At 46.4% G+C, this 26138-nt stretch carries 23 protein-coding genes and 1 tRNA gene; 16 read left to right on the top strand and 8 right to left on the bottom strand.

The window, feature by feature from the left end:
• Nucleotides 1-746: 746 nt before the first annotated feature.
• From hrcA to QUA50_RS22680, 3 genes are all read right to left on the bottom strand, one after another.
• Nucleotides 747-1889 carry a heat-inducible transcriptional repressor HrcA gene (gene hrcA / locus QUA50_RS22690; protein ID WP_445243188.1) on the bottom strand — a complete coding sequence of 381 codons (1143 nt, stop codon included), beginning with the start codon at nt 1887-1889 and terminating at the stop codon, nt 747-749.
• 335 nt (nt 1890-2224) lie between these two features.
• Nucleotides 2225-3097, bottom strand: a complete 873-nt coding sequence (locus QUA50_RS22685) for an alpha/beta hydrolase (RefSeq protein WP_333267296.1) — start codon at nt 3095-3097, stop codon at nt 2225-2227.
• 1346 nt (nt 3098-4443) lie between these two features.
• Nucleotides 4444-5169, bottom strand: coding sequence for a hypothetical protein (locus QUA50_RS22680; RefSeq protein ID WP_006631881.1), 726 nt, complete (start codon nt 5167-5169; stop codon nt 4444-4446).
• 645 nt (nt 5170-5814) lie between these two features.
• Here QUA50_RS22680 and QUA50_RS22675 point away from each other — a divergent pair.
• The 6 genes from QUA50_RS22675 to QUA50_RS22650 all read left to right on the top strand — a co-directional run bounded on the left by QUA50_RS22675 (nt 5815) and on the right by QUA50_RS22650 (nt 10622).
• Nucleotides 5815-6366, top strand: coding sequence for a GNAT family N-acetyltransferase (locus QUA50_RS22675; protein ID WP_333053326.1), 552 nt, complete (start codon nt 5815-5817; stop codon nt 6364-6366).
• Between the two features lie 326 nt (nt 6367-6692).
• Nucleotides 6693-6766, top strand: a tRNA-Pro gene (locus QUA50_RS22670).
• A gap of 152 nt (nt 6767-6918) precedes the next feature.
• Nucleotides 6919-7752 carry a Tic22 family protein gene (locus tag QUA50_RS22665; RefSeq protein ID WP_333267294.1) on the top strand — a complete coding sequence of 278 codons (834 nt, stop codon included), beginning with the start codon at nt 6919-6921 and terminating at the stop codon, nt 7750-7752.
• Nucleotides 7753-8012: 260 nt separating this feature from the next.
• A complete protein-coding gene (locus QUA50_RS22660) occupies nt 8013-8993 on the top strand; it encodes a HemK/PrmC family methyltransferase (protein WP_333267291.1) in 981 nt (326 codons plus the stop codon).
• Nucleotides 8994-9067: 74 nt separating this feature from the next.
• A complete protein-coding gene (locus tag QUA50_RS22655) occupies nt 9068-9661 on the top strand; it encodes an L-threonylcarbamoyladenylate synthase (RefSeq protein WP_333267289.1) in 594 nt (197 codons plus the stop codon).
• Between the two features lie 25 nt (nt 9662-9686).
• Complete coding sequence (locus tag QUA50_RS22650; protein ID WP_333267287.1) at nt 9687-10622, top strand: HAMP domain-containing sensor histidine kinase; 936 nt, start codon at nt 9687-9689, stop codon at nt 10620-10622.
• A gap of 201 nt (nt 10623-10823) precedes the next feature.
• Here the strand turns inward: QUA50_RS22650 and QUA50_RS22645 are convergent, their stop codons facing one another.
• Together QUA50_RS22645 and hemB are read right to left on the bottom strand one after the other, a co-directional pair.
• Nucleotides 10824-11312 (bottom strand): GNAT family N-acetyltransferase, encoded by a 489-nt coding sequence (locus QUA50_RS22645; RefSeq protein WP_333068625.1) that lies wholly within the window; start codon nt 11310-11312, stop codon nt 10824-10826.
• A gap of 629 nt (nt 11313-11941) precedes the next feature.
• Entirely contained in the window at nt 11942-12925 is a 984-nt protein-coding gene (gene hemB, locus QUA50_RS22640; protein WP_333049296.1) for a porphobilinogen synthase, read from the bottom strand.
• Nucleotides 12926-13364: 439 nt separating this feature from the next.
• On the opposite strand from hemB, the gene QUA50_RS22635 reads away from it, so the two are divergent.
• Both QUA50_RS22635 and QUA50_RS22630 read left to right on the top strand, forming a co-directional pair.
• Complete coding sequence (locus QUA50_RS22635) at nt 13365-14348, top strand: DUF1517 domain-containing protein (RefSeq protein ID WP_333267285.1); 984 nt, start codon at nt 13365-13367, stop codon at nt 14346-14348.
• A gap of 330 nt (nt 14349-14678) precedes the next feature.
• Complete coding sequence (locus QUA50_RS22630; protein ID WP_333267283.1) at nt 14679-15233, top strand: cyclic nucleotide-binding domain-containing protein; 555 nt, start codon at nt 14679-14681, stop codon at nt 15231-15233.
• Nucleotides 15234-15601: 368 nt separating this feature from the next.
• On the opposite strand, the gene QUA50_RS22625 is transcribed toward QUA50_RS22630, so the two are convergent.
• Both QUA50_RS22625 and QUA50_RS22620 read right to left on the bottom strand, forming a co-directional pair.
• Complete coding sequence (locus QUA50_RS22625) at nt 15602-16048, bottom strand: hypothetical protein (protein ID WP_333267281.1); 447 nt, start codon at nt 16046-16048, stop codon at nt 15602-15604.
• A 312-nt stretch (nt 16049-16360) separates the two neighbouring features.
• Nucleotides 16361-17131, bottom strand: coding sequence for a hypothetical protein (locus tag QUA50_RS22620; RefSeq protein WP_333267279.1), 771 nt, complete (start codon nt 17129-17131; stop codon nt 16361-16363).
• A 1177-nt stretch (nt 17132-18308) separates the two neighbouring features.
• Here QUA50_RS22620 and QUA50_RS22615 point away from each other — a divergent pair.
• The 8 genes from QUA50_RS22615 (at nt 18309) to QUA50_RS22580 (ending at nt 25307) form a co-directional block, all read left to right on the top strand.
• Nucleotides 18309-19007, top strand: coding sequence for a class I SAM-dependent methyltransferase (locus QUA50_RS22615; protein ID WP_333267311.1), 699 nt, complete (start codon nt 18309-18311; stop codon nt 19005-19007).
• 222 nt (nt 19008-19229) lie between these two features.
• Nucleotides 19230-19856 (top strand): 7-carboxy-7-deazaguanine synthase QueE, encoded by a 627-nt coding sequence (locus QUA50_RS22610; RefSeq protein ID WP_333267278.1) that lies wholly within the window; start codon nt 19230-19232, stop codon nt 19854-19856.
• 100 nt (nt 19857-19956) lie between these two features.
• Nucleotides 19957-20400: a retroviral-like aspartic protease family protein gene (locus tag QUA50_RS22605; protein WP_333267309.1), complete on the top strand. Its 444-nt coding sequence runs from the start codon at nt 19957-19959 to the stop codon at nt 20398-20400.
• A gap of 73 nt (nt 20401-20473) precedes the next feature.
• Complete coding sequence (gene uvrA, locus QUA50_RS22600; RefSeq protein WP_333267276.1) at nt 20474-23434, top strand: excinuclease ABC subunit UvrA; 2961 nt, start codon at nt 20474-20476, stop codon at nt 23432-23434.
• A gap of 347 nt (nt 23435-23781) precedes the next feature.
• A complete protein-coding gene (locus tag QUA50_RS22595; protein ID WP_333267274.1) occupies nt 23782-24198 on the top strand; it encodes a XisH family protein in 417 nt (138 codons plus the stop codon).
• Nucleotides 24186-24506: a XisI protein gene (locus QUA50_RS22590; protein ID WP_333267272.1), complete on the top strand. Its 321-nt coding sequence runs from the start codon at nt 24186-24188 to the stop codon at nt 24504-24506. Before QUA50_RS22595 ends, QUA50_RS22590 begins: the two co-directional genes overlap by 13 nt.
• A 115-nt stretch (nt 24507-24621) precedes the next feature.
• Complete coding sequence (locus tag QUA50_RS22585; RefSeq protein WP_333198421.1) at nt 24622-24915, top strand: type II toxin-antitoxin system HigB family toxin; 294 nt, start codon at nt 24622-24624, stop codon at nt 24913-24915.
• A 14-nt stretch (nt 24916-24929) separates the two neighbouring features.
• Nucleotides 24930-25307 carry a transcriptional regulator gene (locus QUA50_RS22580; RefSeq protein ID WP_333267270.1) on the top strand — a complete coding sequence of 126 codons (378 nt, stop codon included), beginning with the start codon at nt 24930-24932 and terminating at the stop codon, nt 25305-25307.
• Nucleotides 25308-25399: 92 nt separating this feature from the next.
• Here QUA50_RS22580 and QUA50_RS22575 read toward each other — a convergent pair whose 3' ends face one another.
• Nucleotides 25400-25894: a GAF domain-containing protein gene (locus tag QUA50_RS22575; RefSeq protein WP_333267268.1), complete on the bottom strand. Its 495-nt coding sequence runs from the start codon at nt 25892-25894 to the stop codon at nt 25400-25402.
• Nucleotides 25895-26138 lie beyond the last annotated feature (244 nt).

Below are 26138 nucleotides of genomic sequence, written 5' to 3'. Positions count from 1 at the left end.
CTTAATATTTTGACATTCTGCTGTCTTGGGAAGCGACGATCCCAGGGTACGCGCCTCATCTATTCATTGGTCGCAGGCACTATCCCTAGAGCGGGTTTAGCAGACCACCCGGTTGGCAACAAAACTCGTCAGTTGGGCTGCTAAACCCGCCCTTCGACTAACGCTCCGCGACCACTTTCTGTGAATGCGCGATCGCTCACCATCGCCATCTCTTTCTCCCGATCGCCCGCAACTCCTGCCACTTTCCGAGCCGCTCGTGGACGCAGAAACCGGGTTGTTTGCGAAACTCTCTTGTCAAGAGCGAAGCTTTAGTTTCTTACCTCAAAAAGAGTTTCAAACCCACATTCGGCACCTTCAACTGTCACCATCGGTTTTTACTTATTTTGATCCAGCAATAAAACTATAAATCATACTATAGCGGTTCTCAAAAAAGCGAGGTATGCCCTGCGCGGGCTTGCGCGGGCTTGCGCGGGCTTGCGCGGTCCAATTCCCAATTTCCAACGAGCACCTCATGTTACGCTCGAAAGGCTATACAATACCGTATATTAACGGATAAAAAACTTTTTAAAAGCATAATTGGTTACTTTGAAGATATAGTTTTCTGCGTAATTATGCTGTATGACACCCCAGGCTGTGGAATGTGGGATAAAAGCCCAGTTTTTTTGTCACCAAACCCGGTTGTTAAAGGTGGCGATCACATCCACAGACAATAAAACCCCAAGCCAGTTCAGCTTGGGGCTATCAAATTAGGGTGCATCTAACAACGGATTATCCGATCGCCCTCGATCGCCATCAGGAAAACTAACTCGATTTCCACCAATAGCTTCTGACAAATAATCCGCAGCAGCTTCCACAACCGCGATCGCATTTTCGTAAACCATCCGCGTCGGCCCCAAAACCCCAACACTACCCACAGGCACCGATCCCCGGCGGTAAGTCGAAGAAATCAGAGTACAGCCGCGAATTGGTTCCAAGGAATTTTCCGAACCAATACGCACAGTTACCCGCTTGCCGGGGGTGTCTAACTCAGGCGATTCAAAAATCAAAGGCCACAGCAGTTCCTGCTCTTGTTCGAGCAATTGCACCAGGGTTTGAACTTGCTGCAACTGCGAAAACTCAGGCAAGCGCAGCGCTTCTGCCAAACCGCCGATCAGAATCCGCGTGTAGGTGGGATTGCTTTGGCGGCTGCTCAAAGCAGTCAGCATGGTTCCCATCCACTCAGCGTACAGCTCAAATTCCCGGTCTAACTCGCTCCAGTCTACAGCCGAGAGTTCCCAGAGCGATCGTCCCCGCAACTTGGTGTTCAAAAAATTCGACAAAATCTGCAACTGGCGATCGACGATTTCGACATCAGGCGTATTACCTTCTGCGTCCCTCGGCAACTGCACCAAAACCGACTGAGTTTCGTAGGCATCCGTCACCACGATCAGCATCACCTTTCCAGGCTCTAGCTGCACCAGTTGCAAGTGGCGCAAGCAAGCCATATTGGTTTGCGGTATGGTGATCATGGCTATGTAACCGCTGATAGTTGCCAGGATTTGAGCAGCGCCGCGGAGTGCGGCGTCCATGCGACCATCCGACCAATTGAGTTGGTCTAGTACCTGTTCCACCTTGCGGGCGAGCGTATCAGAGGGCTGAATCAACTGGTCTACATAAATTCGGTAGCCGGAGTCAGAGGGGACTCGTCCTGCCGAAGTGTGGGGCTGATAAAGCAGTCCAGCTTTTTCAAGAGTCCCCATCGCATTGCGAATTGTAGCTGGGCTGACGCTGAGGTTGAATTCGTCAGCCAAAGCTTTTGAGCCAACGGGTTCCGCTGTTGCTATGTAGTGGCGAACCGTTGCCCACAGGATGTGTTGTTGCCGATCGGTGAGGTTAACGCGCACAGACATTTAAGCAGAATTAGAATTTAGAGTTGAAAGCCACTATTTCATCGAAACGTCTGTCCGAAAAGGGCGATCGGGCAGAGTTATTTATTTAACATAACAGATTTAGGTGAAAGAAGAAGGAACACCGAAGAAGCAACAGGGAAGAATGTTTTAACTTTTAACTTGTATAGCAAGCGTCCTGACGGTTAGGAGGTTCTTGATTGCACTTTCTTGATGGGGTCAATTGTTTCTTCACATCGACGGTCTTCTGCTATAACTTTCTATTGGGGAGCTTCGCTTCCCCGAACCGGAGTTGTGCCCAATACCGCATTCCTCTGCTTTGCTTTGCCCAATTCCCTTTAATAAGTGTGTTCGTGAAGAATATTTTGCAGGTAACTAGCCACTGCATCCGGCTGTTCCACCATTGCCAAATGGCCGCAATCGGGAATTTCGAGGACATTCTCGCCGCAACCTTGGAACATCCAGTGAAAGCTAGCCAAATGCAGCACGTATTTTGGTTCCATAATTTTGTCTTTAGTGCCGGCAATAAAATAAACAGGCTGCTTGAGTCGGGACACAATTTGCGGCAAGAGGTGAATCTGGGCTTCTGTGGTGGAGTCCAATAAAGCCCCCAAAGCTGCTTCTTGATGAGCTCCCACGAAATCTATTAAGCGCTGCCGTCCCCAGGATCTGCCGATCGAGCGGGCTACAGAATCGCGGGCAAACAGGTAATCTGCTAAGGGCAAGCGAGGCAGCCAGCCGGGACGCCTTGTCACTAGCTGCTTGCCGACCGCTCGAAACCGCTCGAATTCTTCCTTAAGATAGATGCCACCCCCTGCATTGATGCAGACCACGCCTTTAACGCGATCGGACAATTTGCTGGCTCCCCATAGAGCGATCGTACCGCCGAGAGAGTGTCCCACCAGCCAAGCAGAAGATATATCGAGTTTTTTCAGTAAAAGTTCCAAATCGCCAGCGTAAGCTGCGGGAGTATAGCAGGAATTTAGCGGTTCGGAATCCCCATGATGAACCCCACCGTCGGATTGAGAATTGCCAAACCCCCGCAAATCGTAGGTAAGGCACTGATAGTTTGATGCCAAGCGATCGGTCAAAGGTTGCCAGTAGTGGCGGCTTAACAGCCAGCCGTGGACAAATACCAGAACCGGAGAAGTTGCAGTCGGAGCCGTCAAATCGTAAGAGTGCCGAACCCCTAGGATGTCTATTGTTGCCATACTTTTATCCTACCCGCTCCATAAGACCTATGTAAACCTATGTATAGCCTTTCTCAGAAAGAAGGAGTACGCCAAAATCCTGTGTTCTCAAGCTTTTTCAGTTGAATTGTTTACCTCATCTACCCAAGAAGCGCTATAAGGAATGAGAATTCAATAACTTACAATGCGTGATGGTTCTTGTGGGATGGGCTCTTATAGCCCGTCCAGAAAGGGCAGGCGGGACGCTAGAGCCCCTACTCCCCACAAACTTGTGTAAATTATTTAATTCGCGATCCTAAGTAAGCCAAAAAGACTCAACTTTATCGATTTACCGCTTACTTCCTGCTGCAACGCGAGGGCTTAAGCTGACGCTACATTTTGTCCACTGCACGGGCAATCTTGGCTTAGCTTGCCCTTTTATGCGATTTATTTTTGATAACTTGGGTGTTTGTAATCTGATTTTTTTTTAGCGGTTATTAACTAAGTTTACAATATCTCAATTAGATAAAAGTTTAAAACTAAAACTATTGATTGTAATAACACTGATAATAACTTTTAACTTTAGTTGCCAAGCGTTTGTGTCATTCGCTGGCTGTAGGGAGTTTTACGGTTTGATCCGTTGCTCTCAACGCCAATATTTCCAAGAATATCCCGTTCTCCCAATTATCAGCGTGTCTTGCTAATCCAGAATTTTGACCGAATTAAAACCTGTTTATTATGAGGTTTTAATTCGGTCTTCAACGAAAGTAGAACTTATGCAATACTTGGGGCAGTTTTTGATTGCCAACCGTATAAGGATCGCGAATTAAATAAATTACAATTTTAATTGTTATTGTGGGATGGGCGTCCCGCCCGTCCACTCATGACGGGCTATAAGAGCCCATCCCACTTTCAAGAGTGGAAGTTATTTAATTCTCATTCCTAAGAAGGATTTATAAGCGATTCGGAAATCGAGCTACCAAGGGAAAATCGCTATTTTTTGAGTAGGAACTAAAAACAGCCCGGACTATTGCTTGTTCAACTCGCCTATTTATCTGGCACGTCTTTTCTGTTATGGCGGTTATTTTGTAGATGAAGTACACCATCAAACTTAAAAAGCTTGACAACATCGTTTCGGCCTGTCCCATGTTTATGATAACCGCTATCTACACTTGTTTGTATGAACTATAGCAATCCTCGGATCATTTGTGAATTTCTTACTCCCTCAGAGCGAGTTCGGGGAGGGTTGGGGTGGGGTGAAAATTTTACAACTCCTGCAATAATTGCTATATTTTGCCGAGCTTTTTATCCTGTCTCACTGGAAAAATTCTGCAAACTAATCTCTATTTATAGAAATCTAGTTATTTAGGGAGCATCGGCAGCTTGTCCTAAAATCGCTCGCCCAGCAATCTTTGTCGCACCCCCTCAGCGATTTTCTGTCCGAGATATTCGGGAATTAAACTTTCATTGGGCCCCAACAAGTAGAGAATTAGGCGAGTTCGCCCCCGCCAAACCAGCAAATTAGCATTTACTACCAACAAATCCTCCTGCCAGATGGCATACATAACTTTGTAAAAAAGTCCAGGTTGATTATCTGCTTCAATCAGCAAAGCTGGCAAGTGGAAAACTGGATCGACGTAGAATTCAGTTGCCACATCTTCTAAACCCGCGTCTAAATTAAATTCCACCGCCAACATTTCTTCAACCTCAAAATGCCCCGCCAATGCCTCTCGAACGGCTCTACAGACGTTTTCTGCTGTTTTATCTGCCAGTACCTTGCCACCGCGAGATACGACCAATTTGATAAATACCAGCATCGGCGGGTAAATTTGACCGTACAGACTCAGACTGTGAATCGTCAGTCCGTAAGCCGCGAGCACTCCAAAAATATCGCTCAGTAGAAAAGACTGGTTCCGGTAAGCAAAATGCAGGGCACTTTTGTTACCTTCGGCTCGGATTTCGATGACTGCTTGCCGAGTTTTGTAAAGCTGGTAAGCTAATTTGAGGTTTTGCAACTGGATTTCGCTGCTGACAAATTGCTCGTAAAACTGCGGAAACGCTCGGTTAAAGCGCTTGAGAAGTTCTAGTGTAGATGGTTTTAAACCCGAAGCCATAATTGAGGAGAAGGTGCGGGAGATATACTGGTATTGACTCTTCCATGCCTTATGGCAATGGGATTTTCGATTCGACGATTCGACTTAAATTGTGCCCGTCTCCTCACTAAAAGCAAAAGTCAAATCTGTCAATCGATTTTAGATTTTCGATTTTAGAGGCGACTTGCGCGAGATCAATGCGGGGGCTTGAGGATTTTCGATTTTCGATTTGGGACTGATTTGCGCGAGATAAATCACGTGGCGGGTACCACCTTTGAAATTCGTGGTCTGAGAAGTTATCACGAGAATGTCACCGTTGCGCCATTCCAGTGGTATTTCCCACCAAGGGTATAAGTTCCGGCGCGATCGGCGGCACTCAAAAGAAGCATTTCCCAATATACCTCTGTCCTGGTTCGGCAACAAATTTTACCTTAAAAGCGGGTTGTCCGGGCACTGGCTAGCAGAACAGTTCTACCAGACTTGACAGAATAAAAAAAGCGCAGACTCAATGTAGGACGACAAATCCCTGTTTTCGGCGTAAGATGAGTGTACCGTAAACTGTTCCTCAAGAGGCTACCGGCAATTGATCCTACGCCTCTTGGAGTGGGTTTATCTGTCTGGTTCTCTTTCTCGTCGTCCAACTTCTACTACCTTAACCGCGCCTGCATGGGTTTTTGGAAAAACTTATTTAGTAGTTCTGAGTCTGCCTCTGTACCCCAAACAGCGGATTTTGAGGAAGATGTGGCTGTTGGGTTAGGCGATCCGCTTTCCCCAACGTTTCGCAAGCCCGCCAGCGGAAACGCTCGCATCTTTTTCAGTTGCGATCGGGACATTGACCTCTACGAACTCGAAGAACTTTGTAATGCAGTGGGTTGGTCCCGCCGTCCCCTGCGTAAAGTCAAAAAAGCTATTGTGCACAGCTTCCTAGTCGTCTCTATGTGGGAGATGCGGGGCAGCCAGCGACGGCTGGTGGGTTTCGCCAGAGCGACTTCAGACCATGCTTTTAATGCCACGCTTTGGGATGTGGTAGTTCATCCCGACTACCAGGGCAAGGGCATGGGCAAGGCGCTGATGAAATACATCATTAAAAAACTCCGCAGTGAAGATATCAGCAACATTACCTTATTTGCTGACCCTCATGTGGTGGATTTTTACCGCAATTTGGGCTTTATGTCCGATCCAGAGGGGATTAAAGGTATGTTTTGGTATCCTGATTAGCGAGCGAGGTGCAGGTCGGCGTTGATTTGTTGAGGATCTACAATACAATATTGACGCTGCCAACACCGACTGCACCTGTGCGCTGCCCTCAGTTACGCTTGGATGTATCCCGGCATCAGGGCAGTTATAAAGCTGTGCAAGTATTGTCAGTCGATTTGAGCAGATCGCGATAGGAGTCAGGGGCTGGTATCGATTTTTGGGTGGCGTCAAACCGCACAACCTGAAAAAAACTTCGCCTTAGCTCCATCGAGAGCTAAATATTTAATAAAGCTTGACAAGCAAGCGGTTTTGTGTGTTAATGGTTAGAGGTTAGCTAACTATAACACCGGGATGTAGCGCAGCTTGGTAGCGCGCCTGCTTTGGGAGCAGGATGTCGCAGGTTCAAATCCTGTCATCCCGATCGCACAATGTTAAATAATAGATTGAAGCATAACTGTCTCTGATGTTTACATTTCGTCAAAATGAAAACAAATTGAGGCAGTTTTTGCCGATCGTGTGAAAGCGCGAGTCTTTGCGTTAATGTGTTTCAGGATCGCTCCTGATGGAAAAAACATGAAATCATTAGTTCGTTTGGGCGCAATATTGGGAATTGTCGGCAGCACTCTGCTGGGCCCCTCCCCAATTGGCAAGATGTCTGCACTGGCACTGCCGGAGCCGCAAATTTTGGAAAAATTGCGCTCGGTGCCGGTATTTACGATTACAGACGCTCAGGGTGCGCCCCTGATCGCTTCTGTTCCCAAGCAGGGTGAGGGTCAAACTGGTAATGCTTCTGTGGCGGGAATTTTCATCAGCCAGAAAGACGCTCAAGCTTTTGTCGATCAACTGAAAACCAGAAATCCTCAGTTGGCGGCCACGGTGCGCGTGATGCCGGTGTCGCTGGGGGAAATTTATCAGCTCACTCAAGCAAATAAAGGTAAGCCGGAGGAAGTGCAATTTGCTTTCGTTCCCGCTCCGCAGCAGGTGCAGTCGGCTAAAACTGTACTTCAGCAGACTGGTCAACAAGTTAATGAGTTCAACGGTGTACCTCTGTTTTTGGCAAGAGGCGGCGCAGAAAATGGTTATTTGACGATTCAGCGGGGTCAGCAAGAGGTGATTCCCTTGTTTTTTAACAAGGAGGATTTACAGGGAATGGTCGATCGTTTTAAGCAGCAGCAGCCCAACGTGACAGCCACAATTAAGATTGAGGTGGTGAACTTGGAGAGCGTTTTGGAAGCTTTGCGTACTGAAAACGACCCGTTTTTGACCCAAATGATTTTGGTTCCGTCGCGGGAGTCCCTGGAATTTGTCCGATCGCTCCAACCTGCTGGTGCGGGCCAAAATCCACAGGTGGCTCCGGCTCCAGCTCGGCCGGCTCCAGCTCCGGCTCCAGCTCGGCCGGCTCGCTAATATTTAGTCAGTTGACAGTTGACAGTTGACAGTTGACTGTTAACTGTTGACCGCGAATTTCAAAGGTGGTACCCGCCACGTGATTTATCTCGCGCAAATCAATCCCAAATCTCAAATCGAAAATCCTCAAGAAAGAGCATTGATCTGGCGCAAGTCGCCTCTAAAATCTAAAATCTAAAATCGCGCAATCGATTGACTGTTGTCATTAGTTACCAATTCCCGATGCTTTTAGGCCCGATGTCCAATTCCCAAAAAGTCTTATGTTTGTTTCTGGTTTAGAGCTTTGGCAGTGGGTGAATCAAGCTAAAACAGAGGCGAGATCCTGCGACATTCCCCTAGCAGAAATCGACTGGCTGCTGCAAGAGCTGGCTGGTTTGGATAGGTTGGCTCTGCGTTTGGAGTCGTTTAAAGATTTGCCAAAAATTGAATTAAAGTTGTGTTTATCTGAACTTGCTCAATTGTGGCAGCGGCGCTTGCAGGAACGGGTGCCGGTGCAGTATTTAACGGGAGTTGCACATTGGCGGCATTTTTCGCTCCAAGTAACGCCGGCGGTGCTAATTCCGCGTCCTGAAACGGAATTGCTGATCGATTTGGCTGTGGAAGCTGTGAAAAGCCGTTTAGAAGCAGAAAATATCAATCAAAAATCTACCCCCCCCAACCCCCCCTTACTAAGGGGGGGAGAAGATTTAAACTTCTGGGAGCTTCGGGGGGGAGAATTTGCCAAATCGCATTGGGTGGATTTGGGGACAGGCAGCGGGGCGATCGCGATCGGCTTGGCTTCTGCGTTGACAAATGCTAGGGTTTATGCGGTAGATTGCAGTTCGGAAGCTTTGGCAGTGGCTCGACTGAATGCTGAGAATTTGGGCTTTGAATCGCGAATTAATTTTTATCAGGGTTCGTGGTGGGAACCGCTAGAATTTCTCAAAGGTCAAGTCAGCGGCATGGTGTCTAACCCCCCTTACATTCCCAGCAGCACGGTGCTGACTCTGCAACCGGAAGTTTTGAAGCACGAACCTCATCTGGCCTTAGACGGCGGTTTTGACGGGTTAGATTGCATCCGGCATTTGGTCGAAACGGCTCCCGATTATTTAGAATCTGGGGGTGTTTGGTTGGTTGAGATGATGGCGGGCCAAGAAACGGCTGTGGCTGATATGCTTGAAAGTCACGGGAGTTATGGCAAAGTTCAGATATTTTCTGATTTAGCAGGGATCGATCGGTTTGCCTTAGCCTACCGTCTGTAGGTTTCAGGAATATGTCGTACTTCTAAAATCTAAAATCTAAAATCTAAAATCTAACATCTAACATCTAAAATGGCATGACACAAGTTGCGATCGACTCCTTGATTCAAGGGGCAATTTCTGGTAATTATATCGTCAGTTTTCCTACAGATACTGTACCCGCTTTGGCTGCGCGGCCCGATCGCTCGGAGTTGATTTTTGCAGCTAAACGCCGCAGTCAAGACAAACCGCTGATTTTGATGGCAGCATCGGCGAGGGCTTTATGGCCTTACGTGCAGGGGACTCCAGCAGAGTTAAAGTTGTGGCAGCAAGTGGCCGACTCCTATTGGCCGGGGGCGTTAACTTTGGTACTGCCGGCTTCGGCAAAAGTCCCGGCGGCGATGAATTCGATCGACCCAACTACCATCGGAGTACGAGTTCCTGACTTTCCCCTTGCGCTCAAGATTCTAGAGCAGACAGGCCCTTTGGCTACTACCAGTGCTAATTTATCCGGCCAGCCGCCTCTGGAATCGGTGGCAGAAATTGAGGCTCAGTTTCCCGAAGTCTTGACATTAGTTCCTTCGGAATTAGCAACAGCGACAACAGCTTCGAGTTTGCCTTCGACTGTGGCTAAATGGACGGGCAGCGAGTGGGAAATATTGCGACAAGGCGCGATCGAGTTAGAATGCTAAAAGCTAAACTCCAAGGCAAAGCAATATGGCGCCGATCGGCTGGAGCAACTTTATATATTTAGGTATGGGACTGGGGCTGGGTTTGGGAAGCAGTTTGATTTGGCGCCTGCGGCAAAAAAGCTCGCAACAGCCCGAACCGGCGCCCAAAGTAGCCCCACCTCCTCAAGAAATTCACTTAGAGAAGTTTGATGCCCTTTCCGAGCAACTTAAGCAAACTCAATTGGCTTATCAGATGGCATCGGAAATGAGCCAATTTAAGGCGGGTTTTTTGGCTCGAACTTCTCACGAGTTGCGATCGCCCCTGAGCACTATGATTGGTACGCTGCAATTAATTCTCTCGGATTTGTGCGACGATCCTGCTGAGGAACGAGAGTTTGTCGAGCAAGCTCACGCCGCGGCACTCAAGCTGGTGAAATTAATAGATGAAATTATCTCTGTTGCTAAAACTGAACACGGCACTGAAAGGATGGATATTGAGCCGATTCAGTTAGCTAAGGTTTTTGACGAGGTTGATGATTTAACTTACTTGCAAGCTGCTAATCGCGGCATTCGTTTGGAGATATTGCCGCCAGATCCGGGGATTTATGTATTGGCAGATTTGCCGAGGTTTAGGCAAGTTTTAGTCAATTTGGTAGATACTGCTGTTGCTCAGATGGAGGAGGGGAGTATTTCTGTTTCGGCGCATTCTTCGCCAGAATCTGGATACGTTCAAATTTGGGTGGACGATCAGCGTTCAGTGAGTGCTTGGAGCGAGTCTTGGGATTTGCTGAAGCATAATTTGGAGTGTGATATTACCAAGAGCAGCGATAATTCTCAGGTGTCTTCTGGAATGAGGTTATTGATGAATCAGACTCTTTTAAGTTTGATGAGCGGAAAGTTGGAGGTTCTGGCTGTGCCTTCTGAGTCCGAAGAGTGCAATTTTAACCGGACTCAGTGTTCTATTCCTTTGGCAAGTTTGTGATGAAGGAAGTTCGGCAACGGATTTGGTAACGGATGTAACGGATTTAACAGAGGTAGGGAAGAGGGCAACAAATTTAACAGATTTAACGGAGGTGGGGAAGAGGTTCGAGGGAAGATGAAAGAAAGAAATTATTTATAGGGAGTAAGGTGCGCTGCGACGCACCCTACATATTATAGATTTTGGTGCAATTTTTGTGCGGATTTAACAATTAGCAGTTAGCAATTCGCCGTTGCTAATTTCTAATTCGAGATTCTCTTCTAGAAACTGATTTTCAAGTACCATTGTGGTGCTAGCGTTTTGCTGAAAACCGATGCGCTCGTAGAAGCTTTGTTTGTAAGTTGTCATCAGGTAAACTCGCTCTACTCGGCACATCCGAGGGTGACTCAAGACAGTTTGCACTAATTTGCGGCCGAGTCCTGCACCTTGGTAATCCGGGTGAATGGCGACATCCCAGATGGTAGCTCGATAGATCCCATCGGAGGTGGCTCTGGCAAAGCCGATCGCCCGTGAGCCGTCCCAAACTGTGACAACGGGTTCGCTGTTGGCGATCGCAATTTCCCAATCTTCTATCTTGCGTTCCCTCGCCCAAAAGGCGGCGGCTTTAAATAGTTCTTGGATCTGTACAATGTCGGCGCGATCGCGACCTATACAAAATTGAATGTGACTGGAATCCCTAGTCGTTGATGTCATGCTCAATCTGCCTTCAAGTTGTATCTAAACTGTGTTAGTTTTACTGTTTTACAGGAGTGAAAGTTGATTTTGCTTGGGAACTATCAATGGTTGAATTCCCCATTTACAAAACTATTTTTAGTTATACATATTTTATAACTAATTTCAGTGATTATTAATACTTTTTGGGGTAATTTTTGTAAAAAAGTCTTTGAGTCAAAATTCCCAACTTATAACTCATACCATTTGAGATTTGAGATTTCAGATTTTAGATGGGAATGACTGATTTTGTATGGTTTGGAGTTTGTCTGCAGAGAAACCGGGTTTCTTCATAGCAATACTTCGTTACAACTGAAATAATTTTGCACCATTCTCAATAAGCTTTTTACGAACAGGCAAGATGCCTGTGAAGCGAGAAAATTCACTCCTTGTGGAACAGGCATCTTGCCTGTTCCTCAGAATGGTGCAATATCTCACTTACAGCCCACTGAAACGGTAAAAACCCGGTTTCGATGCGTCGTCCATCGGTAAGCGATAGCTTGTGTGTTACCTAATTGCTCAAAAATCACCTATAGAGAGAGGTATTGACTCCACGAAAACACCCGAAGATTGTGCTGTGGAGTCAAATCTCTAATCTCTAATCGAGTGAATCAGTTTTGCAGCCAGCGGGCGGCGTCTTTGGCGTGATAAGTCAAAATCAAATCACAACCAGCACGCTTGAATCCTGTCAAAGTTTCCATCACTACTCTTTCTTCATCTATCCAACCGTTGAGGGCGGCGGCTTTCACCATCGCATATTCCCCAGAAACGTTGTAAGCAGCAACTGGCAGGTTAGTTGCTTCCTTCACGCGCCAGATGATGTCCATGTAAGCTAAAGCGGGTTTAACCATGAGCATATCTGCACCTTCGGCAATGTCGAGAGCAATTTCTTTAAGAGCTTCGCGGCCGTTTCCTGGATCCATTTGATAGGTACGCCGATCGCCAAATTGCGGAGCAGAATCTGCAGCATCCCGGAACGGGCCATAATAAGCTGAGGCGTATTTTGCCGCGTAAGACATGATGGGAATATCTTCAAATCCAGCACTGTCCAATCCTTCGCGAATTGCTCCGACAAAACCGTCCATCATTCCCGAAGGTGCGATAATATCTGCACCGGCTTTAGCTTGAGCAACGGCGGTTTTCTTCAGCAATTCTAGTGTGGGATCGTTCAATACGCGGCCGCTTAAATCTCCGACTTCCAAATAGCCGCAGTGGCCGTGACTGGTATATTCGCACAGACAAGTATCGACCATGACGATTAAATCTGGTACGGCTTTTTTAACTGCTTCCGTCGCTTGTTGGACGATGCCGCAGTCGTGCCAAGCACCTGTAGCATCTGTGTCTTTATCTGCGGGAATGCCGAATAAAATAATAGCCGGAATGCCGAGGTCGTAGACTTCTTTTGCTTCTTCTACTATTTTGTCTACCGATAGTTGGTAAACTCCCGGCATCGATGTGACTTCTTTAGCAAAAGCTTCCCCCGGTACGGCAAATAAGGGGTAAATTAAATCGCTGGTTGTCAAGATATTTTCGCGTACCATCCGGCGGAGTTGGGGATGGTTGCGGAGGCGGCGGGGGCGGTGAGTTGGAAACATTATGTTTGTTTACGGTAGATTAAGTCCTGCTTTCTAGGACTGGCGGCGTTTATTTAAAAGTCTAAAGCTTCTTGTTGGCCGATCGCCCTTTACATAAGTAAACTTCTGTAAAAGCCAGGATGTCGATTGTTTGTAGTAACTGAGATGTTGCACCATTCTCAATAACCATTTTAGGGGCGGGCTAGAAGAGCCCAAGCCGTACTCGCCACAAGAAATTCAGTCTTTGTGGAACAGGCTGGAAAGCCGGCTCTTGAGAATGGTGCAAGAATTAAGTAGTCAGGAATGCCAGTCCTTTCTAGCTTTTCTCGTTTGCAAACTCAGACCTAACTGTGGTTGGATCGGTTGGTACGGATATCTCGCTGGCTTCATACCTATAACCAGGCTGCCCATTCGCGAGGATAGACTGTAAATTATAAATGTATCGAATAGTAACGGTCTTATGTACAAGCAACTAATTTCAAAGATGAAACCGCTTTTGAAATCACTATTTGCGATCGGTCTGGTACTGACGCTAGCCCTCGGTAACGCTGACGGAGCTCTGGCGGCCCGCAGCGGAGGACGTATCGGCGGCGGATCTTTTAGTGCTCCGGCGCGCAGTTACTCGTCTCCTAGTCGCACTTACGCGCCGTCGGGAGGAGGCTACTATCCGGGTGGCGGCTTCGGAGGTGGGTTCGGTTTCCCGTTCTTGCTGCCGTTTTTTGGCTTTGGGGGCGGGTTTGGCGGTCTGTTCTCGATTTTGATTTTTATTTCGATTGCTAATTTCCTCGTCCAAAGCTTCCGCCGCGCCGGGGGATCAACTGACGAACTCGGCAACAGCGTTGCCACTACCACTGTATCTGTCGCCCGCTTGCAAGTTGGTTTGCTAGCAGAGGCCCGCGGTTTGCAAGCTGAACTCGACTCGCTAGCGCGAAAAGCGGATACCGATACAGCAGCCGGTCGCGCTCAAGTGCTGCAAGAATCTACTCTGGCGCTGCTGCGGCATCCTGAATACTGGGTTTACGCGGGCGCTGAATCTGTGCAAACTCGTTTGGAAGCAGCCGAAGCTAAGTTTAATCAACTTTCTTTGGCAGAACGCAGTAAATTTACTGAAGAAACGCTCTCGAATTATAACAATCAGCTCCGGCAGGCAGGGAGCAGCAATATCCTGCCAGGTTTGCAGGAAAATGGGGCGCTGGTTGCTTCTGATGTGAATTCAGAGCCCGGAGAATTTATTGTGGTGACGGTGATTGTCGGTACTCAAGGCAAATTGCAATTGCCAGCCGTGAAAAACTCTGAAGATTTGCGCCAAGCTTTGCGTCAGATTGGGGGAGTATCGAGCGAGCAGTTGCTGGCGGTTGAGGTGCTGTGGACTCCTCAAGCGAACGGGGACACTCTGACTGCTGACGATATGTTGGCCGGCTATCCTGATTTGCGATCGATTTAGCGAGCAAGACTGGGCGCGGAGCATTGTCTGCCGCGCCCCATCCGGCACCAAAGCTGGGCGGGTGAACCCAATTGCTTGTGAGACGGGAATTTCGCGGGAGGTTGGGGAGGTCGATCGAGTTAAAAAAGATTGTTTAACAAATGCTAGTATTGAGAGATCGTGATTCAGCATGATTCATCTGCTATTGGCAAAGCCTGCCCGATATGGGTTTTGCCAAGAAGTTAGGCAGGATAAAAAAAACTGTATTGAGCGAGGACTGCTTCGGAAGAAGTTGCGATCGCGCGCCATCTAAATTTTATATAAAGAAGAAGCGATCGAGAGCTAAAACTTATGGCCGACAGCAGCAGAAAAAAAGCACTTTTTATTTTGAGCCAGTTAAATAATGACGATATCAACTGGATCGTCCATAAAGGTAAAAAAGAAGTTCTAGATCCGGGCGGGATTTTGATCCATGAAGGGAGGCAGATAGATGCGCTCTACATTGTTTTGAATGGGAGTTTGAGCGTTTTAATCGAGGCTGAGCGGACTAGAGAACTCGCTAAAATAGCCAGCGGAGAACTGGTGGGAGAAGTCTCTTTCATTGACACTCGCCCTCCTTTAGCAACGGTAAAGGCGATCGAAGAAACTCACTTGCTGGCAATTCCTAGGCGGCAGTTAGTAATCAAACTTCAAAACGATATGGGCTTTGCTTCCCGGTTTTATTATGGAATTTCACTGTGTCTGGCAGACAGGATGCGCGGTACGATCCGACATATAGAATACGGTCGCAATATTGAATTAGATCGACCAGAATTTGAACGCGAGGATATCAATCCTAACGTCCTGGAAAATTTGGCGCTAGCTGAGGCTAAGTTTAATTGGCTGAGGGAAAATGTTAAAGCTTGAGGTATTTTAAGGCGTTTTTTTGAGCTGTGAAAACTGGCCGATTGATTGGGTAATTGAGATGTGTACGATGTAACTCACATCTTGCACCATTCTCGCTTAACAGGCTGGACGGCCTGTTCCACAAAGAATTAGTTTTCTTCTGGGGAGTAGGGGTCGGGCAGGAGAGTCCGCCCAAAAAAGGATTATTGATATTGGTGCAAGATGTCAGATGTAACATCTCAACTCAAAAAAACAGATGTGCAAAACAAAATAGGGGCGGGTTTTACCGGAAATATCGATCGATAATTGCCGGAACTATAAAAACCCGCCCCTGTGCTTTGCAGTAGTTGCAACCTCGCGCGCTGAAACGCAACTACACAGCACACAATCTAGATAATGCCCGGCCCTTTGCCACGGGTGTCTGCATCCATTGTCAGTTTTCCTTCCTCGCCTTTTTTCTCTTTGATTTCTGCGAGAATTCGAGCGCGTTCTGCGGCTTCGGCTTCTTCTTTTGCTCTCAAATCGCCCGGTTCGTTGATGTACATTTCCGGTTCGATCGCGTAATTGTTAACTAGACCTTCTTTGTCTACTGTATAACCATCTGTAGTGTGAATGCTTTCGTCATCGGTTTGGTCATCAGTTTTTGCACTTTTCTGCTTCGCTTCGGTGGTTGTGTGCATGAAGTTAGCGCCTTCCCGTTCTTGCCGCGCTGCTGTCTCCGCAGGAGTAATGCCCCTGTCGTAGTGGGGGGCTTCCATATTAGCTTCGATTTGTTCGTCTGCCGGTGTTGATTTGCTAACTTCTTCTTTGGGGGGTATTGGTTGGCTATTAGTCATGATTTATTCCTGGGTTATCTTTTCAAAAAAGGTCTTTGGCTTATGTTTAAATATTAATCCAAAGCTAGCTCATTCACAAACTATCTTTGGTTATAGTTTGCGAAAAATTGCTGTTAGGGAAAATACCTTTATTGCGTCTTCCTGAAGACTGACCAAATTCTGTTGTTATTAAAGATTTAACTATCGGCGACTATTTGGCATCTATCTAAAGATAGGGAATTTGCAATCGGGCATCGGGCATCGGGCATTGGTAACTAATGACAACAGTCAACAGACAACTGTCAACTGTCAAGTGTCAATTGTCAACTGACTTTACGATTCTTTAAAAAAGCGGATGATTTCGCGGACGTGGTTGAGAAATTGCCCATCATCGGTGAGTTGGGCGATCGCACTTTCTGCATCTCTTCTGAGTTTAGTGTGTTCTGCCTGATTTGTCGCTTGCAAAGATTGTAGAGATGCGGATACAGTAGTTAGTTCTCTTCTGATAGCTTCCCGTTCCCGATTTTGGACAGCCACCCACGAATTCGGATTGTCGGAACTTAATTGATCGGTCAAGTCTCTAACTGTAGATTCTAATTGTGCAAAGCGGCTGCGGAGTTCGACAATATCTTCGCGGGGGTGCAAAAATTGGCGGCGGATACTTGTCAGCCGTTGGGCTAAATACTGATAACCTCGGATAGCTGGACGCAGTACAGTTAACAGCAGTGCAGCAGCGGAACTGAGATAGCCAATAGCACTAATTCCGGCGGCGGCTAGGGCGTAAAGTGCGATCGCGCTAAACAGGTGAAGTGCGATCGCCACCAAGAGCGATCGGCTAACTAATACAGTAACGTATTGGACTTGTTCCCGATCGACAGCAATGTTTTTTTTAGTCGATTCTGCGGCTTGCGCTAAAACTTCTTTAGCTTCAAAATGGATATTCCAGGGAACTGTAACTATCAGCAACAGCCATTCAAAAATAGCAATGGCAATTACCCAATCAATAAAACTGCCGGCGGAAACGTGCAGCCATTGCAGAATGGCAAAAACTAGCAGCAAAAATATGCCTGTGGCGGCGCCAAAACCTGCGAAAGTGTAATACATAGCGATGCCTTGGTGGAATGTTGTTTTGATTGTGGGTAGGTGTTTTAGATATGGAGTAATAAACTGTGACAGTTAAGCGATCGTCCTATTAATCCCCGTTCATTAGTTATGAGTAAAAATGCAGGCCAAGGGTTGCGACAAACCTGTTTTTTCCCCCAAATGCTTGCTCTACCTCAATCGTGGAAAGTAGTTGAGATTTGGGGTAGATTGTTTAGGTATGGATTCATAAGGTGTGACAGTTAAGAAATCGTCCTATTGAACCCTGTTTATTAGTGATTAGTAATACTCCGGGAGACAAGGGTTTCCAGACGCCTGGTTTGTTCCAAGAACATACACGGGCTTGAACCCATCCATAATAGTTAAATGAAACGGTTTGTTGGTTTTGGAGCGATTAAAAGGGCGGGTTTTTGAGATTGGAGATTCTTGGCAGATATTGTTCGTGAGGGGAGCCCCTACCGTATTAGGGATAATCGATCGGACATGATATAAGTCCTCAATAATAACTCATTGACGATTAAGTAGAACGACACAAAAAAAATGACCCTGTAACAAAATGTAAACTAATCAAAACCTTTGGGATTGCTTCATTTCACTGGCAATGACATACTTATGTTTTTCGCAGTTCATCTAGTTAGGATCGCGAATTAAATAACTTACAATTTTAGTTGTTATTGTGGGATGGGCGTCCCGCCCGTCCACTCATGACGGGCGGGACGCCCATCCCACTTTCAAGAGTGGAAGTTATTTAATTCTCATTCCTTAGTAATCAGGATGAAGTCACATTCTCCCCAACTCATACCATTTGAGATTTGAGATTTGATATGGGCAATAGCTGATTATGTATGGGTTTGCAGATTGTATACAGTTGCATTCATTTTTTGAACGGGTATCGCTAACGGCGTTACGCGGTGCTAGTGCTAGAAAAGCAGGAATCTCAAAACGCTCCCCTCTATCTATTTTTATTTTCCAGAGCTGCTAAATCACCTGTGGCTGAGATAAACTGATTTGGAAGTAGAGCGCGCGTTTTGCAAGTTGCCTCTGTGTAACCGAGACACTGCTACTGCAACCTGCCCTCAGCCACAGCAAAATAGATGCCTAAATTAACTCTACATTCTCCGATTTCCATTAACAGGGCGTCTACAATCTAAAATCAAAAGTGAGCAGCAAGGACAAACCGATGGCGAACTCAACTCTTGGCCTAGAACATCAACTTTACGATTATCTGTTATCTATTTCTCTGCGGGAGCCAGATATTCTCGCTTCACTACGGGAAGAAACTGCTAAACATCCTATGGGGATGATGCAGATTGCTCCCGAACAAGGTCAGTTTATGGAGCTCGTGGTGCAGCTTATGGGAGCGACCAAAACCTTAGAAATTGGCGTTTTTACTGGTTATAGCTCGCTGTGCGTAGCTTTAGCGCTGCCTCCTAACGGTCAAATTATTGCCTGCGATGTCAGCGAGGAATATACTGCGATCGCGCGACGCTATTGGGAAGCTGCGGGCGTTGCTAATAAGATTTCTTTGCAGTTGGGCCCAGCAATAAATACTCTCGACAAACTAATAGCCGAGGGACAAGCTGGAACCTTTGATTTTGCCTTCATCGACGCTGATAAAGAAAATTATGAGGCTTATTTTGAGCGATCGCTGCAACTTGTACGCAATGGCGGTTTAATTGTAATTGACAATGTTCTGTGGTCTGGACGAGTTGCCGATCCTCAAGTACAAGACGAAAGCACCCTCGCCATTCGTAGTTTCAACGACAAATTGCGTAAAGATCCCAGAGTTACTCTTAGTGTTGTCCCCATTGCTGACGGGCTGACTTTGGCCCTGAAACGTCGCTGGGCTACTATGATGGAACCCGAACAGCATAATTAAAGAGTTGTTTGCGGTTTGCGGTGGATTTTTAAGGACTCATACCAAAGCTATGAAGAAACCGGATTTCTGAGTCAAGCTTCTGGGATAAAACGGATAATTTTTTTCATAAACCCCGTTTATAGGTTCAGGACTGTTTTTATTTGCTGCAAACCGCGAAGAAATAACAATTTAAGAATATTATATCTAAACAACGTAATTAATTGATTTGAGGCGTAACTTCGGGTGTCTAATTTACAACTAAAATTACCAATTCACGAAACTTTTCAGTGTACTGTTCAAGGCGAAGGTTACTGGACGGGGACTTTAGTTGATTTTATCAGATTGGCAGGTTGCCCTGTGGGGTGTCCTTGGTGCGATACAGGCTACGAACATGGGGGCAAAGGTTTGCCGTCTGTGCCGCAGTCGATCGCCCAATTGCTAGCTCAATTACAGTCTCCGAGGGTGGTAATTAGCGGCGGCGAGCCTTTCATTCACCGGAATTTGCCGGAGTTAGTTGCAGCTTTGCTAGAAGCTGACAAGCAGGTCAGCATTGAAACTTCCGGTGCTTGCTGGCAGGATATTTCGCCGCTGGCTTGGATTACTCTTTCTCCTAAAGAACACGTCAGCCCTAAATACCCCGTACAAGAGATATTTTGGACTAGAGCTAATGAAATTAAATTGGTGGTTAGCACTGGCGAAGAAGTTCAATTTTACCATAAATATTTGGCAAATAATGTAAACATTCCAGTTTTTTTGCAGCCGGAATGGAATTCAAGAAAATCAGGTATTCCGATGATTTTGGAATTGCTGAAACAAAACCCTAGTTACAGGTTGTCTTTGCAAACTCACAAGCTTATTGGCGTGCAATAGTTGGATAATTTAGACACAGATATAAAAACAATGGTATCGCCAGAAAAGAGGTGGAATATGTGCTAAAATGAAAGCAGCAATTTATGATATTTTGAAAAAAATGGAAACAACTACAAAAACCTCAATGGGAAAAGTTATCACAACGCTAGCGATCCAAAATCTGATAGATCAAGCTGATGCCGAACGGGGCATGATTCCGATCGAGCAAATCAGGTCTGTAACGCTGGAAAATGTTTTAGTGGATACGGGCGCGACTACTTTGTGTTTGCCGAAAGATGTCATTGCTAGACTTGGTTTGAGAATTCTCAAGGAAGTGGTTGTGGAGACTGCTACGGGCATTAGCGAGGCGAGGATTTTTCAAGATGCCAAAATTTCTCTGTGCGGCCGCGAAGGGACTTTTGAGTGTTTGGAATTGCCAGAGGGGAAAACTCCACTTTTAGGCGTGATTCCGATGGAAGCGCTGGGAATTGAAATAGATTTGAAAAATCAAAGATTGAAAGTTTTGCCTGACGGGCCGACGGAAACTTATTTGACTATTCTTTGATATTCTTGAGTTTGGATGCCACCTATTCCAAAGGCAGCGCTAAGATGGTTAAGCACTGTTTTGCACTACTCTCATGTCCCAACGCGCCGAAACCTCAAACAGCCAGCCAAGTGCATCCCGCAACGGGCATAATTTGACGAATTCTCACTCTCACAACCAAAATACGATTCGGGTTCGCGGTGCGAGACAGCACAACCTGAAAAATATCGATCTGGAATTGCCGCGCGATCGACTGATTGTTTTTACGGGTGTCTCCGGTTCTGGTAAGTCTTCCCTGGCTTTCGATACAATTTTTGCCGAGGGACAGCGCCGCTACGTCGAGTCTCTCAGCGCCTACGCGCGCCAGTTTTTGGGACAGTTGGACAAACCGGATGTAGATGCGATCGAGGGGTTGAGTCCGGCTATTTCGATCGACCAAAAGTCAACTTCTCACAACCCGCGATCGACTGTCGGCACTGTTACAGAAATTTACGATTATCTCAGATTGCTCTACGGCAGAGCTGGCGAACCGCACTGTCCGATTTGCGATCGCTGCATTGCGCCGCAGACAATTGATGAAATGTGCGATCGAGTCATGGCACTTCCCGACGGCACTCGCTTTCACCTTCTGGCACCAGTTGTGCGCGGAAAAAAAGGCACTCACCGCAAATTATTGTCGAGTTTAGCTGCTGAAGGATTTATCCGCGTCAAAGTTAACGGAGAAGTTTTAGAACTTTCGGAAAATATTGAATTAGATAAAAATCATACGCACAATATCGAGATAGTTGTCGATCGGTTAATTAAAAAACCCGGTTTAGAAGAACGTTTAGTTGATTCTATGGCAACTTGTTTGCGCCATTCTGAGGGAATTGCGATACTTGAAGAGTTACCGAGTGATGAAAATTCTCAACCACAGGGGCAGATCGTATTTTCCGAAAACTTTGCTTGTCCCGAACACGGCGCAGTAATGGAGGAACTTTCACCCAGGTTATTTTCGTTTAATTCGCCCTACGGCGCGTGCCCAAACTGCCACGGTTTGGGTAGTTTGCGGACTTTTGCACCGGAGTTGGTAGTTCCCGACGAGAAAGCGCCTCTTTATTGTGCGATCGCGCCTTGGTCAGACAAAGACAATTCTTATTATCTTTCTTTGCTTTGCAGTATTGCTGATACTTGCGGGTTTGATATCGACACTCCTTGGTATCGATTAAAGCCCGAACACCAGCGGGTGATTTTGTACGGCAATGAGCAAAAGCGCAGCGCCGAAGGTAAAAAGCGCGACGGCAGCACTGATTTTAGGAGAGATTTTAATGGCGTAATTTCCATGTTGCAGCGCCAGTACGACGATACCGGTTCCGATTTGATCAAGCAGAAGCTGGAACAGTATCGGGTCGATCGCTCTTGCGAGGTTTGTCACGGCAAACGCTTGAAACCAGAGGCGCTTTCGGTGCGGTTGGGACAGTACGGAATTGTAGATTTAACCAGTATTTCGATTCGCGAATGCCGCGAAAGAGTAAATAATTTGGGATTGAGCGATCGGCAATTCCAAATATCGGATTTAGCCCTGAGAGAAATCAAAGCAAGGCTGCAATTTTTGCTCGATGTCGGGTTAGATTACCTGACTTTAGACCGCGCAGCAATGACGCTTTCTGGCGGAGAAGCCCAGCGAATTCGGCTAGCGACTCAAATCGGTTCGGGTTTGACGGGGGTTCTCTACGTTTTGGACGAACCGAGCATCGGTTTGCACCAAAGAGACAACTTTCGCCTGCTGCAAACCTTAACAAAATTGCGCGATTTAGGCAATACTTTGATTGTCGTAGAACACGATGAAGAAACCATGCGAGCGGCCGACCACATTGTCGATATCGGGCCGGGTGCCGGCGTTCACGGTGGCAAAATTATCTCGCAAGGAAGTTTAGAAAATTTGCTGGCAGCCGAGGAATCTTTGACTGGTGCTTATTTGTCTGGAAAACGAGTAATTGAAACCCCTAATGAAAGAAGAAAAGGCAACGGCAAAGCTCTCTCAATCACAAATGCGAGGCGCAACAATTTAAAAAATGTTGATGTAGAAATTCCCCTCGGAAAACTCGTCTGCGTGACGGGGGTTTCCGGTTCGGGAAAATCAACTTTAATCAATGAATTGCTCTACCCGTCGCTGCAACACTATATCACCAAAAAAGTGCCTTTACCGCCCGATATGGACGCCCTAAAAACGAAGGGCGAACGCTCTCTAGAGGATGTGGTTGATAAAGTAATTGTCATCGATCAATCTCCCATCGGCCGCACTCCGCGTTCTAATCCCGCTACTTATACCGGAGTCTTTGATGTGATTCGAGATTTGTTTGCCGAAAGCATTGAAGCGAAGGCAAGAGGTTACAAAGCGGGACAGTTTTCTTTTAACGTGAAAGGAGGAAGGTGCGAAGCTTGCGGCGGCCAAGGCGTGAACGTGATTTCGATGAATTTTCTGCCGGATGTTTACGTGCAGTGTGAGGTTTGCAAGGGTGCGCGGTACAACCGGGAAACGCTGCAAGTTAAGTATAAAGGTAAGTCGATTTCTGATGTTTTGAACATGACTGTCGAGGAAGCTTTGGAAATGTTTAAAAATATTCCCAGGGCGGGTGCCAGACTGCAAACTTTGCTTGATGTTGGTTTGGGTTACATTCAGTTGGGACAGCCGGCGCCCACGCTTTCTGGGGGCGAAGCGCAGCGGGTAAAATTGGCAACGGAACTGTCGCGCCGCGCTACTGGGAAGACGCTTTATTTAATCGATGAACCGACGACGGGTTTGTCGTTTTATGATGTTCACCATTTGTTAAATGTGCTGCAAAGATTGGTGGATAAGGGGAATTCAATTTTGGTAATCGAACACAATCTGGATGTGATTCGGTGCTGCGATTGGGCGATCGATTTAGGCCCGGAAGGGGGAGATAAGGGCGGCGAGATTATTGTGGCGGGGACGCCGGAGGATGTGGCGGCAAATCCTCGTTCTTATACTGGGAAGTATTTGCGATCGGTTTTGCAGCAGCATCCTTTGGGGGAGGCTGTAGCTGTTAGTTAATAGTAACAGGAATTATGCAAGTGGCATACTAAAATCAAATTGTAGGGTGCGTCAGGTGAGCTTTTAGAACGATTATTGAGAGTTTAAATATCTGACGCACCTTACAACTGAAATGCGTACTGCTCCAATGGGGCGATCGGTTACAGTTATTGGTGCGTAATATTCTGGTATTATATTTACTAAGGAGCGTCAATTAAATAATTTCCCTTTTTTATTGTGGGATGGGCGTCCCGCCCGTCTTTTAAGGACGGGCGGGACGCCCATCCCACAACAGTCATCAAGAGTGTAAGTTATTTAATTCTCATTCCTAATAGTGTCCGATGTAAATCCTTGGGTAAAATCTAAAAATGGCAAAGGATCTCTTCCACAACACTGTGAAAATCGCCCTACAAAAAGATGGCTGGAAGATTACCCACGATCCCTACCAGTTACGCTATGGTGTTGCTGATGTCTACATCGATCTTGCAGCAGAAGAAGCGATCGCCGCTGAAAAAGAAGGACGTAAAATAGCTGTAGAAGTCAAAAGTTTCGCAGGTGGCTCCACCATTTCTGAATTCCACACCGCCCTCGGTCAATTCCTCAACTATCGCGTTGCCATCGAAGTCTCTAGCGAACCAGAACGTGTCCTGTATCTGGCAGTACCCACCGATACCTACCAAATTTTTCTCAGATTTGAACCCGCAAAAACTGTCATCGAACGTTATGAAATCCGACTAATTATTTACAATCCAACTCGTGAGGCGATCGACCAATGGATAGACTAAACGAATACCGCAAAATTGTTTGTGATTTTCTCGAAGACTTTGCTACAAATGACGCAAATGCTCAGTTAATCTTCGATTTCGCCCGCGATCGATATCTCGTCATGCACAACGAATGGCGCGACGAATATCGCATCTATGGGTGTGCCATGCAGCTCGATCTCATCGAAAATCAAATCTGGATTCAACACAACAGTACCGAAATCTACATCGATCGAGAACTGATTCAACGCGGCGTATCTCCTCAAGATATCATTCTTGGGTTTCGCTCCCCCAGCATCCGAAAACTCCTTGCCACCAACTATTCCTAGAGACAAAGATTCTGTGATAAAATGATGAGATAGCAGGTTATTCTTTGCCCTATGAGAATGGCAGAACCGATATTTCAATTGTCTCGTGTTTCGGGAGTTCCAGTCACAAATTTCTATGCGTATTTTGTCCCGCAGCACCTTGCGAAACTTTTGGGAAACTCATCCAGATGCCTCAGAAGCACTAAAAACTTGGTACTACGAGGCGTCTCACGCCGATTGGCAGAGTCCAGTCGATGTTAAGTCCGCTCATCGTAATGCTAGCATCATTGCGAACAATCGTGTTGTGTTTAACATCAAAGGCAATTCCTATCGGCTGATTGTTGCCATTCGTTATGACATAGGCATTATTTTTATCCGCTTTATTGGCACTCATGCCGAGTATGACAAGGTAGATGCAGAAACAATCTAAACACAAATTGATATATGGAAATACGTCCAATTAGAACCCAAACTGACTATCAGGATGCCCTTCGAGAGGTTGAGTTGCTGTTTAATGCACCTGCTAATACACCTGACTCCGATCGCCTAGATGTGCTCAGTACCCTAGTAGAAGCTTACGAGAAGGCACACTTTCCGATCGCAATACCCGATCCAATTGCAGCCATTCAATACTACATGGACGCCTGCGGATGGTCGGATAGCGATTTGGAACAATGTATTGGCAGTCGAGTTAAAGTTTCTGAGATATTATCTCGCAAACACTCCTTGACTTTGGAAATGATTCGGAAGCTGAATCAAGAGTTAGGAATTCCCGCTGAGATTCTCATCCAGCCCTATGAGTCGCTACAAACCTCCGCCTAACAAGAGAACACCATATTTTGGGACAGTTGGTAATTTTCCATTGCACCGACAATGCACCCGAATAGTCACAAAGCAGAATCTGGGATTCAAGATTAACTATCTTGAATTGTGGGAGAAATTGCCATATTTTGCGCTTGTTGCTGCATGAATTCAATGTCCGATCGCGACCAAGTGCGGGGCCCGCTGCACTGATGAGCAATTAACAGCCCCCACAGTCCTTTTGCTGTTAAAATTGGCACGACTAAATTGGCCCGAACTTTCAGGCTACGCAGAAAATCTCGGTGGCATGGGTTAATTGCTTCTACTTCAATATCTGCAATTGCTTTAACTCTGCCGGCTTCGTACAAAGCAGCGTATTCGTCGTTAAAACATTCATCTGGCCCCGTTGAACCCAAGATTGAGAGTTCGATCGCACTCAACATCTCGTAAGTCACTCGACCCTGCCACTGTCTGTAAAAATAATACAGCACCGCGCGATCGCTCTGCAAAATTTCTCGAATGTCGTAGAGGGATTTTTCAACTAATACATCGCGCTTTAGACGATCTGTCAAGCGGTTAACAATGTTTTGCAGGCGATCGCCCGACATGGTATTAACTCCTTTAATTCCTAGTACACTCGCCCGATATTAATTATTAAATTTGCACAATTACCACACCTCAAACTGTTGCGCTTCGGGATTTTCGCGCGCTCGAAAATGAGTAATTTTTGGCTTAACAGTTGTCTGGATGCCAACAACATTATACTATTATTTTGACCAGGGTAAACGCATCTAAATTAATTTGACAAACACCTAAATTTGTGCATTACTAAATAACTAAAAAAAACTTTTA

The sequence above is a fragment of the Microcoleus sp. M2_D5 genome (assembly GCF_036701935.1).
GTDB lineage: Bacteria > Cyanobacteriota > Cyanobacteriia > Cyanobacteriales > Microcoleaceae > Microcoleus.
Note: the sequence above shows the minus strand (reverse complement) of the source record. Positions and strands in the feature narration are given on the sequence as shown.